The 15,091-nt window shown below is 70.8% G+C and carries 13 protein-coding genes and 3 pseudogenes; 11 read left to right on the top strand and 5 right to left on the bottom strand.

Annotated elements, in window-relative coordinates; all coding sequences use genetic code 11:
• The first annotated feature begins 453 nt into the window (after positions 1 to 453).
• The 5 genes and pseudogenes from ACF1B9_RS14580 to ACF1B9_RS14560 all read left to right on the top strand — a co-directional run.
• Positions 454 to 1,737, top strand: a complete 1,284-nt coding sequence (locus tag ACF1B9_RS14580; RefSeq protein WP_391742351.1) for an MFS transporter — start codon at positions 454 to 456, stop codon at positions 1,735 to 1,737.
• Positions 1,738 to 1,803: 66 nt separating this feature from the next.
• Positions 1,804 to 2,145 carry an FmdB family zinc ribbon protein gene (locus tag ACF1B9_RS14575; protein WP_391742352.1) on the top strand — a complete coding sequence of 114 codons (342 nt, stop codon included), beginning with the start codon at positions 1,804 to 1,806 and terminating at the stop codon, positions 2,143 to 2,145.
• 83 nt (positions 2,146 to 2,228) lie between these two features.
• Positions 2,229 to 3,062, top strand: coding sequence for an S-methyl-5'-thioadenosine phosphorylase (locus ACF1B9_RS14570; protein WP_391742353.1), 834 nt, complete (start codon positions 2,229 to 2,231; stop codon positions 3,060 to 3,062).
• A gap of 459 nt (positions 3,063 to 3,521) precedes the next feature.
• Entirely contained in the window at positions 3,522 to 4,013 is a 492-nt protein-coding gene (locus tag ACF1B9_RS14565) for a hypothetical protein (RefSeq protein WP_391742354.1), read from the top strand.
• A 9-nt stretch (positions 4,014 to 4,022) separates the two neighbouring features.
• A pseudogene (locus ACF1B9_RS14560) lies at positions 4,023 to 4,190 on the top strand (MscL family protein); the annotation flags it as partial.
• 110 nt (positions 4,191 to 4,300) lie between these two features.
• Here ACF1B9_RS14560 and ACF1B9_RS14555 read toward each other — a convergent pair.
• Positions 4,301 to 4,510: a hypothetical protein gene (locus ACF1B9_RS14555; RefSeq protein WP_391742356.1), complete on the bottom strand. Its 210-nt coding sequence runs from the start codon at positions 4,508 to 4,510 to the stop codon at positions 4,301 to 4,303.
• Between the two features lie 21 nt (positions 4,511 to 4,531).
• A pseudogene (locus ACF1B9_RS14550) lies at positions 4,532 to 4,837 on the bottom strand (hypothetical protein); the annotation flags it as partial.
• Positions 4,838 to 5,111: 274 nt separating this feature from the next.
• Between ACF1B9_RS14550 and ACF1B9_RS14545 the strand changes: the two are divergent.
• The 3 genes from ACF1B9_RS14545 (at position 5,112) to ACF1B9_RS14535 (ending at position 8,521) form a co-directional block, all read left to right on the top strand.
• Positions 5,112 to 6,269, top strand: coding sequence for a low temperature requirement protein A (locus ACF1B9_RS14545; protein ID WP_391742357.1), 1,158 nt, complete (start codon positions 5,112 to 5,114; stop codon positions 6,267 to 6,269).
• 201 nt (positions 6,270 to 6,470) lie between these two features.
• On the top strand, positions 6,471 to 7,616 hold the full coding sequence (locus ACF1B9_RS14540) for a P1 family peptidase (RefSeq protein ID WP_391742358.1): 1,146 nt from the start codon (positions 6,471 to 6,473) through the stop codon (positions 7,614 to 7,616).
• Between the two features lie 134 nt (positions 7,617 to 7,750).
• Positions 7,751 to 8,521, top strand: coding sequence for a DUF6227 family protein (locus ACF1B9_RS14535; protein WP_391742360.1), 771 nt, complete (start codon positions 7,751 to 7,753; stop codon positions 8,519 to 8,521).
• Between the two features lie 108 nt (positions 8,522 to 8,629).
• Here ACF1B9_RS14535 and ACF1B9_RS14530 read toward each other — a convergent pair whose 3' ends face one another.
• Positions 8,630 to 10,216, bottom strand: a complete 1,587-nt coding sequence (locus ACF1B9_RS14530; RefSeq protein ID WP_391742362.1) for an MFS transporter — start codon at positions 10,214 to 10,216, stop codon at positions 8,630 to 8,632.
• Between the two features lie 93 nt (positions 10,217 to 10,309).
• Here ACF1B9_RS14530 and ACF1B9_RS14525 point away from each other — a divergent pair, with 93 nt between their 5' ends.
• Positions 10,310 to 11,410: a helix-turn-helix transcriptional regulator gene (locus ACF1B9_RS14525; protein WP_391742364.1), complete on the top strand. Its 1,101-nt coding sequence runs from the start codon at positions 10,310 to 10,312 to the stop codon at positions 11,408 to 11,410.
• Between the two features lie 86 nt (positions 11,411 to 11,496).
• Here the strand turns inward: ACF1B9_RS14525 and ACF1B9_RS14520 are convergent, their stop codons facing one another.
• A complete protein-coding gene (locus ACF1B9_RS14520; RefSeq protein ID WP_391742365.1) occupies positions 11,497 to 12,495 on the bottom strand; it encodes an RNA polymerase sigma factor RpoD/SigA in 999 nt (332 codons plus the stop codon).
• Positions 12,496 to 12,643: 148 nt separating this feature from the next.
• On the opposite strand from ACF1B9_RS14520, the gene ACF1B9_RS14515 reads away from it, so the two are divergent.
• Positions 12,644 to 12,976 carry a GNAT family N-acetyltransferase gene (locus ACF1B9_RS14515; protein WP_391742367.1) on the top strand — a complete coding sequence of 111 codons (333 nt, stop codon included), beginning with the start codon at positions 12,644 to 12,646 and terminating at the stop codon, positions 12,974 to 12,976.
• 71 nt (positions 12,977 to 13,047) lie between these two features.
• Entirely contained in the window at positions 13,048 to 14,151 is a 1,104-nt protein-coding gene (locus ACF1B9_RS14510) for a questin oxidase family protein (RefSeq protein WP_391742369.1), read from the top strand.
• Positions 14,152 to 14,251: 100 nt separating this feature from the next.
• On the opposite strand, the pseudogene ACF1B9_RS14505 reads toward ACF1B9_RS14510, so the two are convergent.
• Positions 14,252 to 15,033 (bottom strand): annotated as a pseudogene (locus ACF1B9_RS14505) (dioxygenase).
• Positions 15,034 to 15,091 lie beyond the last annotated feature (58 nt).

The raw sequence follows: 15,091 nt of genomic DNA, 5'->3' as shown, positions 1-15,091 counted from the left end.
GCCGCTGGGCCCGTCGGGGCTGCCGGTGCCGCTGGAGAGGCTGCGACGGCTGGGACAGAAGAGGCTGTGCGTTTCTGTCCGAGGCGCGTTTCCATCCGGGCGCGTTTCTGTCCGAGGCGCGTTTCTATCCGAGGCCGGGACGGGACCCCTGCGCACAATCAGAGGCCCGCAAGGGTATCTGCCTGTACCATGAAGGCCATCTGATCGGCCCCTGACAGGGGTCGAACGGCCCGATCGGCCAACCCGATCGACCAACCTGAACGACCAACTCTGCCTGACGCAGAGCTGGCGCGACCGTATGGCGGTCGTGGCGTCCTCCGCCTCTGCTGAGCGCCCGGCATCTACCGCAGTCCCGCGCGAAGAGGACAGCTCTCGGCAGCACCCGTACGAGCCCGCACCACCCGTGCCGGCAGGGCGGGAGCTCGGCCACCAGGCGGCAGAAAGGCATGGACCGTGGCGTCCACGGTCTCCGACCGCCCCGGATACGGGCAGTTGCTGCGCACCCCTGGTGCGTGGACGTTTCTCCTGCCGGGCTTCGCCGCACGGCAGCCCTTCGCGATGCTGACGATCGGCATCGTGCTCCTGGTCCAGCACACCACCGGCTCGTACGGCAGCGCGGGCTCCGTCGCCGCCGTGACCGGTGTCTCCATGGCCTTGTTCGCACCGCAGACCGGAAAGCTCGCCGACCGTTTCGGCCAGCGCGCCGTACTGCTGCCCGGTCTCCTGGTGCACGCGGTGTCCGTGTCGGCGCTGACAGCGCTGGCGCTGGCGGACTCGCCCCTGTGGGCCCTGTTCGTGGCGGCCGTGCCGACCGGCGCGTCCGTTCCGCAGATCGGGCCGATGGTCCGGGCCCGCTGGGCGGCCGTGCTGGGCGCGGCACCGGGCCGTGAGGCCTCCCCGCTGATGCCGACCGCGGCCGCCTTCGAGTCGGTGACGGACGAGTTCACCTTCGTCATCGGCCCGGTGGTCGCCACCGCTCTGTGCACCGGGGTGCACCCGGCGGCCGGCCTGATCACGGAGGCCGGCCTCACCCTGGTCGGCGGCCTGCTCTTCGCCGCGCAGAGCCGCACCCAGCCCGCGGTGAGCACCCCCGCCACCAGCGCCTCCCGGCGGCATGCGTCCGCGCTGTCCGTCCCGGGTGTCCGGGTGCTCGCGGTGACCTTCCTGGGGATCGGCGCGGTCTTCGGCGGCATGCAGGTCTCGCTGACCGCCTTCGCCGAGGAGGTCGGCCGGCCCGGTGCGAACGGCCTGCTGTACGGGGTCTTCGCGGCCGGCAACATGCTGGCCGGGATCGCCTGCGGCGCCATCGCCTGGAAGAGCGGGCCGCGACGGCGGCTGATCGTCGGGTACACGGCACTGACCCTGACCGCCTCCGGGCTGTGGGCGGTGCACTCCATGACCCTGCTGGCCGGGCTCGGACTGCTGGTCGGGCTCTCCATCGCCCCGGCCCTGATCAGCGGCTACACGCTGGTCGAGGGGCTGGTGCCGGAGTCCGCCCGGACCGAGGCGTTCACCTGGCTGACGGGCTCGGTCGCTCTGGGCCAGGCGGGCGCGGTGACGATCGCCGGACGACTCGCCGACGCCCACGGCGCGAGCACCGGTTTCGTGGTGCCGCTGGTGGGGACCGTACTGGCGCTGGCCACGCTGCTGGCACTGCGTTCGAGGCTCGTGCCCGCCGCCTCGTCGCGGGCCGTGGCACGTGGTGTCGGTCACCGGGAGCCGGTCACGGTGGACTGATCCCGCGGAATACGTCAGTATGGAGCGTCGTTAGCACTCATTGAGTGAGAGTGCCAGGAGGAGCAAGTGCCGACCTATCAGTATCAGTGCACCGAATGCGGCGAGGGCCTTGAGGCGGTGCAGAAGTTCACCGATGATGCCCTGACCGTGTGCCCGAGCTGCGAAGGACGCCTGAAGAAGGTGTTCTCGGCGGTCGGCATCGTCTTCAAGGGCTCCGGTTTCTACCGGAACGACAGCCGTGGCTCCTCGTCGAGCAGCACCCCGGCGTCGTCCTCGGCGAAGGCATCCGGTTCCGATTCATCGTCGTCGTCGACCGGGTCCGACTCGAAGTCGCCCGCTTCCTCCTCGGTCTCCGCGTCTTCTTCGTCCGCCTCGTCGTCCTCGACGAGTGGTACGTCGGCAGCCTGAGCCGCACCGCAACGTTCCCCGGGGACCCCGTCGATCCATTCGGCGGGGTCCCCGGCGTTTCCCCGCGCCGCTAGTGTGATCGCATGGTGAACGCAGAGATCGGTGTCATCGGCGGCTCGGGCCTGTACTCCTTCCTGGAGGACGTCACGGAGGTGCGTGTGGACACCCCGTACGGACCGCCGAGCGACTCTCTCTTCCTCGGCGAGGTGGGCGGCCGACGCGTCGCCTTCCTGCCCCGCCACGGGCGCGGCCACCATCTGCCGCCGCATCGCATCAACTACCGGGCCAACATGTGGGCCCTGCGCTCCGTCGGTGTGCGTCAGGTGCTCGGCCCGTGCGCGGTGGGCGGCCTGCGTCCGGAATACGGGCCCGGCACACTGCTCGTGCCCGACCAGATGGTGGACCGCACCAGGGCCAGGCCGCAGACTTACTACGACGGGGAGACCAGGGCCGACGGAGCGGAGCCGAACGTCCTGCATCTGGGCTTCGCCGATCCCTACTGCCCCGAGGGGCGCCGGGCCGCGCTGGCGGCGGCACGCGCGAAGCACTGGGAGCCGGTGGACGGCGGAACGCTGGTGGTCGTCGAGGGCCCGCGCTTCTCGACCCGGGCGGAATCGCGCTGGCATGCGGCGATGGGCTGGTCGGTGGTCGGGATGACCGGGCATCCGGAGGCGATCCTCGCCCGCGAACTGGGCCTCTGCTACACGACGATGACGTTGGTGACGGACCTGGACGCGGGGGCGGAGGCCGGAGAGGGTGTCTCCCACGGAGAAGTGCTGAAGGTGTTCGCGGCCAATGTGGACCGGCTGCGCGCGGTGCTCTTCGACGTGGTGGCCGCGCTGCCGGCGGTGGCCGACCGCGATTGCCCGTGCTCCCACGCGCTGGACGGACTGAACACGGGGATCGAGCTTCCTTAGCCTGGTGGGGACGGCCGTGGGAGGCAGTTGCGGGTAGCGGGTAGCTGGTGACCGTTGTGGCGTGAGTGGGTGAGGGCGTTGTCCACAACGCCGGGGACATCCACAGGCTTCGGCGCGAAACTCGCGGACGGCGGATCGTGAGGGGTGTTCGCCCGAATCTCCTCACGGCAGGTGGTGTTGGCCATGTCTCCGTCGTCTCAATCACCCCCGTTGTCTCAGTCGCCTCAGTCGTCTCAGTCGTCTCAGTCGTTTCAGTTGCTCCCGCCGTCCCTGCCGTCCCCGCCGTCTCAGGCGTTCCCGCCGCCTCAGTCCTCTCCGCCGTTCTCAGCGTTCGCGCCGTTCTCATCGCCCCCGTGGTGCGCGTCCGCGCGCCCTGAACGTCCCGTTGCCAGTGCCGGGGCGGTACGGCCGACGGCTCCAGGACCACCGGCGTCGGCTCCCCCGCCGTGCGGTGTGCCCGTGTTCGAACCGTTGCGGGTACGCGGAGGCGGTGGGCACCGACTGCGGCGTGCGGTGTGGCGACAGCGCCGCGTCCTGGCCGCCGGGCTGGCCCTGACAGCTGCCGCACTCACCGCGACGGGGCTGGGCGGTGGTGGCGCGGGCGGGGACACCGCGCAGGGGGCACGGATGAGGGAGGGCGGTGCGGCAGGAACGGCTACGGAGCCGGGGCGGCGGTCGGCTCCACTGGTGTCCGCGCCGGTCCGGATCGCGGATGCCGCGACAGTGCGGCTGTTGCGACCGGGAGACCAGGTCGACGTGATCGCTGCCGAGTCGACCGGAACCGATGTCCGGGTGCTGGCGAAGGGCGCGCGGGTGGCCGATGTCCCACAGCCCCCGGCCGAAGGTCCTGTGGAAGACGGAGCGCTGATTGTGCTGGCGGTCCCCCGGACCGTGGCCGCGTCGCTGGCCGGCGCGGGTATTTCGACCAGGCTGGCGGTGACTCTGTGCTGACGCGCGCTGATGAGCAATCAAACAATCGGACTGCTGGAAGGGTTCAAAGCCTTTCTGTCGCGCGGCAACGTGATCGATCCGGCGGTCGCCGTCGTCATCGGCGCCGGTTTCACACAGATCGTGAACGCGGTGGTGAAGGGTGCGATCAACCCACTCGTCGGCGCGTTCGGCACCAAGGTCGGCGAGGTCCACGGCCGAAGTCACGACCAGTAGCGGTCACGACCAGTAGGGGGACGCGTGGCGGAAAAACCGGCAGCGGCGTCGTCGGACCACCACGGAGCGAGGGCTCAGATGTGGTGGGGCGGCTTCTCGTCGAGGAAGCGCGCCAGATCGGCGGCGCTGCCACCGGCCGGGGCCCGCTCGCCCCACCCTCGGTCCGTATCGTCCGCGGACTGCTGGTCCAGCGGATCGTCGAAGATCAGCGCCGGTTCGGGTTTCTGCTGTACCGGCTGGGTGGGCTTCGAATCGCGCGGGCCGGGGGCGGGGGCGGTGCTCATACATCCAGAGTACGGCGGCGGTCAGCGGTCCTTCGGGTCGAGCAGCCACAGCCCGAGGACCACGAGGAACGACAGGCAGAGGAAGCCCGCACCCAACCGGGCCGTGCCGGTGTTTCCCTCCATCCACGCGTCGATGACGACGGTCAGGCCCCAGAGCTGTCCGATGACGACGGTCATGGCCGACGCCGGCCGGGCCGTCAGTTCCGAGGAGCGCTCCGGTTCCTGGTCGGTTCCCGCGCCCGGGCCGGGACCGGTGTGCCTGACCCGCGGGTCGCCGTAGCCCCTGGTGGGGCGGATCTGCGGATACCGCTCGTGGAGGGGGCGGTCTGCGCGGCTGCGGCGGAGGCTTCAGGTGGCTCGGTGACTCCGTCACCGTAGGGCCGCATGGGACGATTAGTCCTATTTTGCGGCTCAGTAGGGTGAGCCCGTTCGCCCGTCCGGCCCGTAGCCTGTCGCCGGGCCGGGCACAGCCGCACCGGCCTGCGGTTTCCCCGAGACCTCGGGTCCCCGTCCACTCATGAACACCTGCACGTGAATCCACTGACCGGCGTCCGGGACATGTCACCCGAGCGCCGCCGACCCATCTGGTGTGCTGATGCCCATGCCCAGGATGACTGCCCGCAGCCGCGCCGAGAAGCATCGTGCGTCGACCCCGCTGGAGCTCTTCTTCGACCTCTGCTTCGTCGTCGCCGTGGCGCAGGCGGGCGGACGGCTGCTGCACGCCGTTGCCGAAGGACACGCCGTCACCGGAATCGTCAGCTACGCGGCCGTCTTCTTCGCGATCTGGTGGGCCTGGGTCAACTTCACCTGGTTCGCCTCGGCTTACGACACCGACGACCCGCTGTACCGCGTGGTCACCCTTGTCCAGATCACCGGGGTGCTCATCTTCGCCGCCGGCGTGCCGCGCGCCTTCGACGCGGGCGAGTGGACGGTCGGTGTGGTCGGCTATGTCGTGATGCGACTCGCGCTGACCAGCCAGTGGCTGCGCGCCGCGTACTGCACCCAGGGCTCCGAGCGGCGCGTCGCGCTGCGGTACGCCGTCGGGATCACCGTGGTGCAGCTGGGCTGGATCGGCATGCTGTTGCTGACCGGCAACTCGGGCGGAGCGCGTGCCGCCGTCTTCGTCGTGCTGGTGCTCGCGGAGATGTCCGTTCCGGCTCTGGCCGAGCGCGACCGCGCGACGAGCTGGCATCCGCGCCACATCGGCGAGCGTTATGGCCTGTTCACGATCATCGTGCTGGGCGAGACGATCGCGGCGGCCACCGTCGCGGTCCAGCAGGCCGTGGACGAGCACGGCGCGTTCCGCGAGTTGCTGCCGATCGCCGCGGGTGGGCTGCTGATCGTCTTCTCGGCGTGGTGGATCTATTTCGCCGTACCGATCCACGACTACCTCCGCGGCAGCAGGGAAGCGTTCGTCTGGGGATACGGACACTTCCTGATCTTCGGCTCGGCGGCGGCGATCGGCTCGGGCATCGAGGTCGCCGTGGAACAGGCCGTGGGCAACGCCCATGTCTCGAACGCCGTGGCGGCCGCTGCGGTGACCGTGCCCTCCGCGCTCTTCCTGCTGACGGTGTGGGCGCTGCACGCCCGCCACTTCAAGCGCGATCTCGCGGAGCAGTTGCCCCTCCCCGTGGCCGCGCTGGCGATCCTGGCCTGTACGTTCGCCGGGGATTGGGCGGTGTTCGCGGCCGGCCTGGTGGCGGCGGCGACCGTGGCCGTGGGCGTGGCCCTGTCCCGGCGGCCGGACGCGGCGGAGTGAGGGCGCGGGCAGGGCAGGGGCGGTGAGCGGGCCGTGAGCGACAGTCACGGGTGGCATGAGTGGCCCGAGCGGTACGGCCGACGACGGGGGTGGCGCGGGTGAGGGCAGAGACGCCGGGCGGCGAGTCGCGGGCGCCGTACGGCGCGAGTGGTGAATCCAGTTTTCAGTAGTGCTGAATCCAGATTCCAGTGAGGAGCACGCGTGACGGAAGAACCGCAGGAACCGACGACCCCCTTCCCGTCGTCCGCCGCCGGGCCGCTCGACGCGCTGACCGACGTCGCCGGACTGCGTGTCGGCCACGCGCAGGTGGCGGGCGCGGGCGCCTTGAGCGGCACCACGGTGGTCCTCGCGCCCGAGGGCGGTGCGATCGCGGCCGTGGACGTACGCGGCGGCGGCCCCGGCACCCGGGAGACGGACGCGCTCGATCCGCGCAATCTGGTGCAGCGTGTCGACGCCGTCGTCCTGACGGGCGGCAGCGCGTACGGACTGGACGCGGCGTCGGGCGTGATGGCCTGGCTGGAGGAACAGGGGCGCGGGGTGTGGGTCGGGCCCGATCCGGCGCAGGTGGTGCCGGTGGTTCCGGCCGCGTGCGTCTTCGACCTGGGGCGGGGCGGTGACTGGCGGGCCCGCCCCGACGCATCGACCGGTCGCGCGGCGGTGGAGGACGCGGCGGGCACGGAGTCGGGGGCTCCGGTCGCCGAGGGGGCTGTCGGCGCCGGTACGGGTGCGGTCGCCGGACAGCTGAAGGGCGGGGTGGGCACGGCGAGCGTGCGGCTGGCGTCCGGGATCACGGTGGGCGCGCTCGTCGTGGTGAACGCGGCAGGTTCGGTGGTCGATCCGCGTACGGGAGTGCTGTACGGGGAGTACGGCGCCGCCGAACCGCCGGTGTACCCCGCGCCCGAGGTGCACCGTGCGGCACAGCGACGCCTGGCCGAGGCGCGGGCGACGGACGCCCGGCCTCCGCTGAACACCACGCTCGCGGTCGTCGCCACGGACGCGGATCTCACCCGCGCCCAGGCGCAGAAGCTCGCGGGCACGGCGCACGACGGGCTGGCGCGCGCCGTCCGCCCCGTACATCTGCTGACCGACGGGGACACCGTCTTCGCACTGGCCACCGGCGCCCGGCAGCTGGATCCGCGGAACCCCATCGCGCTCAACGACCTCCTGGCGGCCGGCGCGGACGTCGTGACCCGCGCCATCGTGAAGGCCGTCCGGGCAGCTCAGAGCGTCGACGGCCGCCCCGGCGGAGGCAGCTGTCCCTCGTACAGCGATCTCTACGACAGCCACCGGCCCCCGGCACAGCCCGCACCGCGCGAACGCCCGGCGTCCGACTCGCCTCCCGAGTAAGGAAGTTCGGACGAACCGACAGGAACCATCTGCGTGCGACATACGTTTTCCTGAACCCCGGTCACGATGTCGGAGCCAGGGACTACGTTAAGCACGCACCAAGTAACACGCGGCGACGGCCTGGAGACAGCACCTTGAGCGATCCGTACGAGACAACCGAGCAGCACCTCGAGCGACTCCTGCGACGGGCACTCAACTCTTTCGACCTGCCCGACAGCACGGTCGAGAGACTCGGTACCGCACTCGCCCACAGCAGTTCCCTGCACTCCTCGCACCACAGTTCCGTGCTCCACCGAGAGACCTACCGGCACACCTATCTGCTGTCCGACGGCACCCCTCTCACCCTGTGGGAGCTGGTGCACGGCGGTCCGCGGGGCACGACGGACCCGCGGTCCCGGACGGAGCCCGACCTCCGCCACCACGAGCTGTACGACGACGAGGCCGATGTCCATGTCGCCGCCGCCCGGCTGGCCGGCGGCTTCGGTGAGGCCCCGATGTTCGGGGACGACGGACCGCAGGCCGATCTGGAGGTGCTCACCGTCCTGATGGCGGCGCCACCGGTCCCGCTGCCCCGGATGTACGCCCCGGACAATTCCGCCGACCACGCCCGCCGAGTGCTGCGCCGCGCGGAGAACAGCGACGGCCCCGGTGAGGAGACCGCCCGCCTGCTGCGCGCCGCGTTCGCCCATCACATCACCCAGGTCTTCGGACGGCAGTGCCGGGTGGACGGGCGGGACGCCGGTTTCACCCTGTACGAGCACGCCTTCCTGCTCCTCGACGGCAGCGAGACGAGCCTGTGGGAGGTCGAGCACACGGCCACGCCGGACGGCCGCCACATGTGCGAGGTGTACGGCGACGAGGACTCGGCGCGCGGCGCCATGGAGAGCCGTACACACATCTGCTGACCGGAGCCCGGCACACATGAGAGGTGCCCGTACTCCCCCGGGGAGTACGGGCACCTCTCGCCTTCAGGACGCCGACACCGTCACGAGTGTCATGGCGGCGTCATGGCCTCACGGCGTCAGCGCAGGCTCCTTGCCGAGTTCGGCCCCGGCCCCGGCTCCGGCCCCGCTCACGGACGTCACGGAGACGCTCTCGTCGTCCACGGCCCCGTCGCCGCCCTCCACCTGCTGCCGCGGCCGGGCCGGCAGCGCGAACATCACCAGGAAGATCACCGCGAGCACCCCGGCCACGTACCACAGCGAGTGCTGGAACGCCTCCGCGAACGCCGGACCCACCTGCTGGGGCGCCAGCCGGTCCCCGATGGAGCCGAAGAAGACGACCGACACCAGTCCGAGCCCGAGCGCGTTGCCCATCTGCTGCACGGTGTTGATCAGCCCTGAGGCCGAACCGGAGTGCTCCTTCGGCACCTCGGACAGCACCATGTCCGTCAGCGGAGCCACGATCAGGCCCATGCCGATACCCATGACCACCAGCGGCAGCGCCATCTGCCAGGACGCAATGCCCATGCCGTAGCGGTCCGACTCCCAGATGTAGAGCAGCAGGCCGACGATCATCAGCAGCGCACCCGACTGGAGGACCTTGCGGCCGAAGCGGGGCACCAGCTTCTGTACGGAGATCCCGGCGGCGAACGAGACGGCGATCGAGAACGGGATACCCGTCGTGCCGGCCTTCAGCGCGCTCCAGCCGAGCCCCATCTGCATGTAGAGCGTCCAGACCAGGAAGAAGATGCCGAGGCCGAGACCGAAGGTCAGCTGCACGGCGATGCCCGCCGCGAAGCTCTTGACCCGGAACAGCGACAGCTCGACCAGCGGTGAACCGTCCTTGCGCGCCTTGCCCCGCTCGAACACCACCAGGACGAGGAAGACCAGGAGGCTGCCGACCATCGACACATGACCCCACAGCGGCCAGCCCAGCTCGCGGCCACGGGTGAGCGGGTAGATCAGCATCAGCAGTCCCAGCGTCACCAGGGCGACACCGACCAGATCGAGCCGGAGCGCCTTCGGGGCCTTGGACTCGGTGATGAACTTCCGTCCCAGGATCAGACCCGCTATGCCGACCGGCAGGTTGATCAGGAAGATGGGCCGCCATTCGAGACCGGCGATGTTCCACTCGGTGAGCAGCGCGCCCAGCAGCGGTCCCAGGACGGCGCCGAGGCCGACGATCGCCCCGAAGAGGCCGAAGACCTTGCCGCGCTCGTGCGCCGGGAAGGTGGCGTGCACGATCGACAGCACCTGCGGAACCATCAGCGCGGCGGTGCCGCCCTGGAGGATGCGGGAGGCGACCAGCATCTCCGGGTTCGCGGCGAAGCCGCAGAGCGCGGAGGCCAGCGTGAAGCCGCCGATACCGATGAGGAACAGTCGCTTGCGGCCGTAGATGTCGCCCAGCCGGCCGCCGGTGATCAGCCCGGCCGCGAAGGCCAGGGCGTATCCGGCGGTGATCCACTGGATCGAGCTGAACGAGGCGCCGGTGTCCTGCTGGATGCTCGGGACGGCGATGTTGACGATCGTGACGTCGACCAGGTCCATGAAGGCCGCGGTCATCACGATGGCGAGCGCGAACCAGCGTCGCCGGTCCGACGGGTCCGAGGACACCGTGGGCCCGGATGCCGTGGACGGCAGAGATGTGGAAGAAGTCATGGGAAGAAACTAAGCAGCCATTAGGACAGCTCATGACCCAATGGGCTGGGCATCCTGGTGAGATGACCGACACTCCGGCACGAGGCTGAGCCCATGACCGACACTCCGGCACGACTGCTGAACCTGCTGTCACTCCTCCAGACGCCCCGCGAATGGCCGGGCAGCGAGCTCGCCGAGCGGCTCGACGTCAGCCCGCGCACGATCCGCCGCGACATCGACCGGCTCCGCGAGCTCGGCTATCCGGTCGAGGCCTCGCGCGGATCGGTCGGCGGCTACCGCCTGGTCGCGGGCACCGCCATGCCGCCGCTGCTCCTCGACGACGAGGAGGCGGTGGCCATCGCGGTGGGCCTGCGGGCCGGTGCCGGGCATGCCATCGAGGGGGTCGACGAGGCGTCCGTACGGGCCCTGGCGAAGCTGGAGCAGGTGCTGCCCTCGCGGTTGCGGCACCGGGTCTCGACCCTGCAGAACGCGACGATGCCGCTGACCCGTGGCGACGGCTCGACCATCGACCCGCACACGCTCACGGTGATGGCGGCGGCGGTCACCGGGCGGGAGCGGCTGCGGTTCGCCTACCGCGCGGGGGACGGCGCCGAGACGAAGCGGCAGGCCGAGCCCTACCGGCTGGTGAGCACCGGGTGGCGCTGGTATCTCGTCGCATACGACCTGGGGCGCGAGGACTGGCGTACGTTCCGGGTCGACCGGGTCAGCGAGCCGTTCGCGACCGGGGCCCGGTTCACCCCGCGCGAGCTGCCCACGGGGGACGCGGCAAAGTTCCTCGCCGGCTCCATCGCCCGGCGGCAGCCCGAGCTGGCCGTCGACGTGAGTTTCGCGGCCCCGGCGGACTTCGTGTCCGCGCGCCTCCCGGCCTCGATCGGCCCACTGGAGCGGACCGGCGAGAACAGCTGCCGGCTGCGGGCGGCGCTGTCGGACTCACTGGAATGGGTGGCGGTCCGGCTCGCACTGGTGGACTGTGAGTTCACCGCGCACGAGCCGCCGCAGCTGGTGGAGTACCTGAGTGATCTGGGCGCCCGGTTGACCCGCGCGGGAGCGGCGCACCGACGCGCGGACCCACCGGCCACGCGCCGACGCGCCGGGGCCGCGAAGACGCCGACCGACCGGTCCACAGGCACCGGGGCCGCGGGCGCCAAGGGCTCAGCCACCAGCACCAGAGGCGCCATGGGCACAAAAGGATGAGCCCCGGCGCCAGGGGGGGTGGGCGCCGGGACTCAGCTCAGGGGGTCACACGAAGCGACCTATTTCGGAGGTTACTGGACTCGGGCTCACGCCGCAGCGTCAAAACCCGTGTCGTGCGCCATTCGCTTCAGTTCGAGCAGCGCGTGCTTCTCGATCTGGCGGATCCGCTCACGGGTCAGCCCGTGCTGCTTGCCCACCTCGGTGAGGGTCCGCTCGCGGCCGTCCTCGATGCCGTACCGCATACGGATGATCGACGCGGTGCGGTTGTCGAGCTTGCCGATCAGGTCCTCCAGCTCCTCGCTGCGCAGCAGCGTCATCACCGACTGCTCGGGTGACACCGCGGAGGTGTCCTCCAGCAGATCACCGAACTGTGTCTCGCCCTCGTCGTCCACGGACATGTTGAGACTGACCGGGTCACGGGCCCAGTCCAGGACATCGCCCACACGCTCCGGCGTGGAGTCCAGCTCTGCGGCTATCTCCGCGTGCTCCGGCTCGCGCCCGTGTTCACGGTTGAACTCGCGCTGCACCCGGCGGATCCGGCCGAGCTCCTCCACCAGGTGGACGGGGAGCCGGATCGTACGAGACTGGTCGGCTATGGAACGGGTGATGGCCTGGCGGATCCACCACGTCGCGTACGTGGAGAACTTGAAGCCCTTGGCGTAGTCGAACTTCTCGACCGCGCGCACCAAGCCCGCGTTGCCCTCCTGGATCAGGTCGAGCAGGGGCAGCCCGGCCCGCGGGTAGCGGCGGGCGACGGCAACGACGAGCCGGAGGTTGGAACGGATGAATATGTCCTTGGCGCGCTCGCCCTCGGCGACCAGCGCCTCCAGCTCCGCGCGTGATGCTCCACCGGCTTCGCTCTCCACCACACCGTCGAGAATCTGACGCGCGTACACACCCGCCTCGACGGTTTGCGACAGCTCGACCTCCTTTGCGGCATCGAGCAGCGGCGTACGCGCGATCTCGTCCAGGTACATGCCGACCAGGTCGCGATCGGCGATCTCTCCGCCCGCTGCGCGAACACTGCTTGCCCGGCTGGTCCCACCGGTGGCGGACGAACGACGGGCGACGGCACGGGTTGCCATGCGTGCTCCCTTGCTGAGTAGGTCGCGACACCCTCTCGGGTGCCCTGCATCCGATGGAAACAACGACTGGAATCCGGACAGAATTCCCATGCCTGGCATTCATTTTCGCGATCATGCAGTACCCTGTGCCGCCGCGAGAGGGGTGCGCATGCCGAACATCCAGGCAGAAGTGCAGGTCAGGCCGGGCATCGAAGGTGATTTGGTGGCCCTCACGGACATCTACAACCATTACGTACGTGAGACCGCGCTCACATTCGATACGACTCCCCTTACACCCGAACAGCGGCTGCCGTGGCTTCGTTCCCACCCGGAAGACGGCCCTCACCGTCTTCTGGTTGCTCAGGATGTCCGCATTGTCGGTCCTGATTCGATCCTGGGGTACGCCACCAGCAGCTCTTTTACGTACGCCGAGGTGGGCCGGAAGTTCGGAACCTACTGGGACGTGGCCTGGTACGAGAAGCGGATGGGGCCCGGGTCCTAGGTCGCGCACGGTCCCGGACCGGGACCACAGCCCGATACGCGCCACGGGCGCCACGCCTAGCGTCCTCGCGTATGGACGAGACGACGAGCACGGACGGCACAGCAGGCGGCCGGGACGACGACGCGGCGGGCGTCAGGGGCGACGCGACGGCCGGCGGGACCACCGAGGACGCCACGGGCACGCTCGACGAGGCGTTGGAACGCCTCCACACCGCGGGGCCGGAACGGAACGGCTGGCTGAGCAATCACGGTCCGATGGCCGTCGAGGCACTGGTCCGGCACGGTCAGGCACCGGTCGTCCACCGCTGGCTCGACCACTACAGCGACAAGCTGGAGGACATGCCGGACACCGCGTCCCGGGTCACCGCGGAGAACTGGCGCGAGGCCCTGGGAGACCCGCGCCGGATCGCGGACTGGACGCGGTACTTCGAGCGGGAGACGACCGAGCGCCCCTGGCGGGACGTCCTGGCCGAGTGGTGGCCGCGGCTGCTGCCCGGCATCGCGGCGGGCGCCACCCACCCCGTGATCCGGGTCGGCCACTCCGTACGCACCCTGCTCGCGGGCGAGGCGAGCGCGCCCCGGATCACCGAGCTCGCCCATGGCCTCGGCTACTGGGCCGCCCGCCACCAGCCGCTGCCCGCGCTGACTCCGCTGGCCCCCGCACCGAGCGCCGGGGCCGCGCTGGACGCCGTGCCGCCGGTGCCGGAGCAGAGCGGCGGCATCCGGGACCGGCTGGCGCAGCTCACCGCGTTCCCGGTGTGGCCGCAGCGCTTCACCGACGGCCCGGACGAGGCCCGGACCCGGCTGGAGGAGCTGGTGCGGGCCGCGACGCATCGATATGCCACCCACGGGCACGGCGAGCCGGTCATGCTGGTGCATGCCGCGACCGCGCCCAACGCCGTGCTGCGCACTCTGCCCGCACTCCCCCGCGCACTGTGGGCGCCGAGCCTGGAGGCCGCCTGGGCGGCGAGCGCCGCCGTCACCGCCGCGTACGGCCCGGCCGAGCCCGCCCCGTACGCGCCCACGGCCGCTTCCGCCGAGGAGCTCTTCGCGCGGGCGGCGGCGCACGGGGACGACCACACCATCAAGTTCACCGACACCGCACTGGACGTCGGCGACTCCACGGCCCTGGCCGCCGCGCTCCGCTCGATCGAACTGAACCCGCCGACCCTGTGACGGATCCCCCGAGGCCTCTCACCGCCCCTCGGCGCCCCCGTTCCCCCCGTTCCCCTCGGCCCCCTCGGCCCCCTCGGCCCCCTCGGCCCCCTCGGCACTCTCAGCCGAACTGCACCGACCGTTTCGCGAGCCCCATCCAGAACCCGTCGATGACGCTGCGGCCCAGGCCCAGCTCGCTCTCCGACGCGCCGAGTGTCACGAAGAGCGGCGCGAAGTGCTCGGTGCGCGGGTGGGCCAGCCGCCCGGCCGGGGACTTGTGCTCGAAGTCCAGCAGGGCGTCGATGTCCTGCGCCTGAAGCGCCCGCTGCCCCCAGTCGTCGAACTCCGCCGACCAGCCGGGGACGCCGCCGCCCGCGTGCCGCAGGGCGGCCAGGTTGTGGGTGAAGAAGCCGCTGCCGACGATCAGGACGCCCTCGTCGCGCAGCGGTGCGAGCCTGCGCCCGATGTCCATCAGATTCTGCGGGTCCAGCGTCGGCATGGAGATCTGGAGTACGGGGATGTCGGCGTTCGGGAACATCTCCACCAGCGGGACGTATGCCCCGTGGTCGAGCCCGCGGTCCGGGATGTCCTGGACCGGCGTACCGGCGCCACGCAGCAGCTTGCGCACGTTCGCCGCCAGTTCCGGGGCGCCCGGGGCGGCGTACCGCACTCGGTAGTAGTGCTCGGGGAAACCCCAGAAGTCGTGGACGAGCGGGACGGTCTCCGTCGCTCCGAGGGCGAGCGGGGCCTCCTCCCAGTGCGCGGAGACCATCAGGATCGCGCGGGGGCGGGCAGCCCGGCGGACCAGGCGGCCAGTTCGCCGGGCCAGACCGGGTCGTCGGCCAGCGGCGGTGCGCCGTGGGAGAGGTAGAGGGCGGGCATGCGCTCCGCGGTGACAGTCATGGCACTCCCCATCCGCTGCTGATCGAGGTAAGTCTTCTACTGGTCTCTTTGAGAAGGA

Origin of the sequence: Streptomyces sp. NPDC014727, from assembly GCF_043083485.1 — a bacterium.
Taxonomy (GTDB): domain Bacteria; phylum Actinomycetota; class Actinomycetes; order Streptomycetales; family Streptomycetaceae; genus Streptomyces.
Note: the sequence above shows the minus strand (reverse complement) of the source record. Positions and strands in the feature narration are given on the sequence as shown.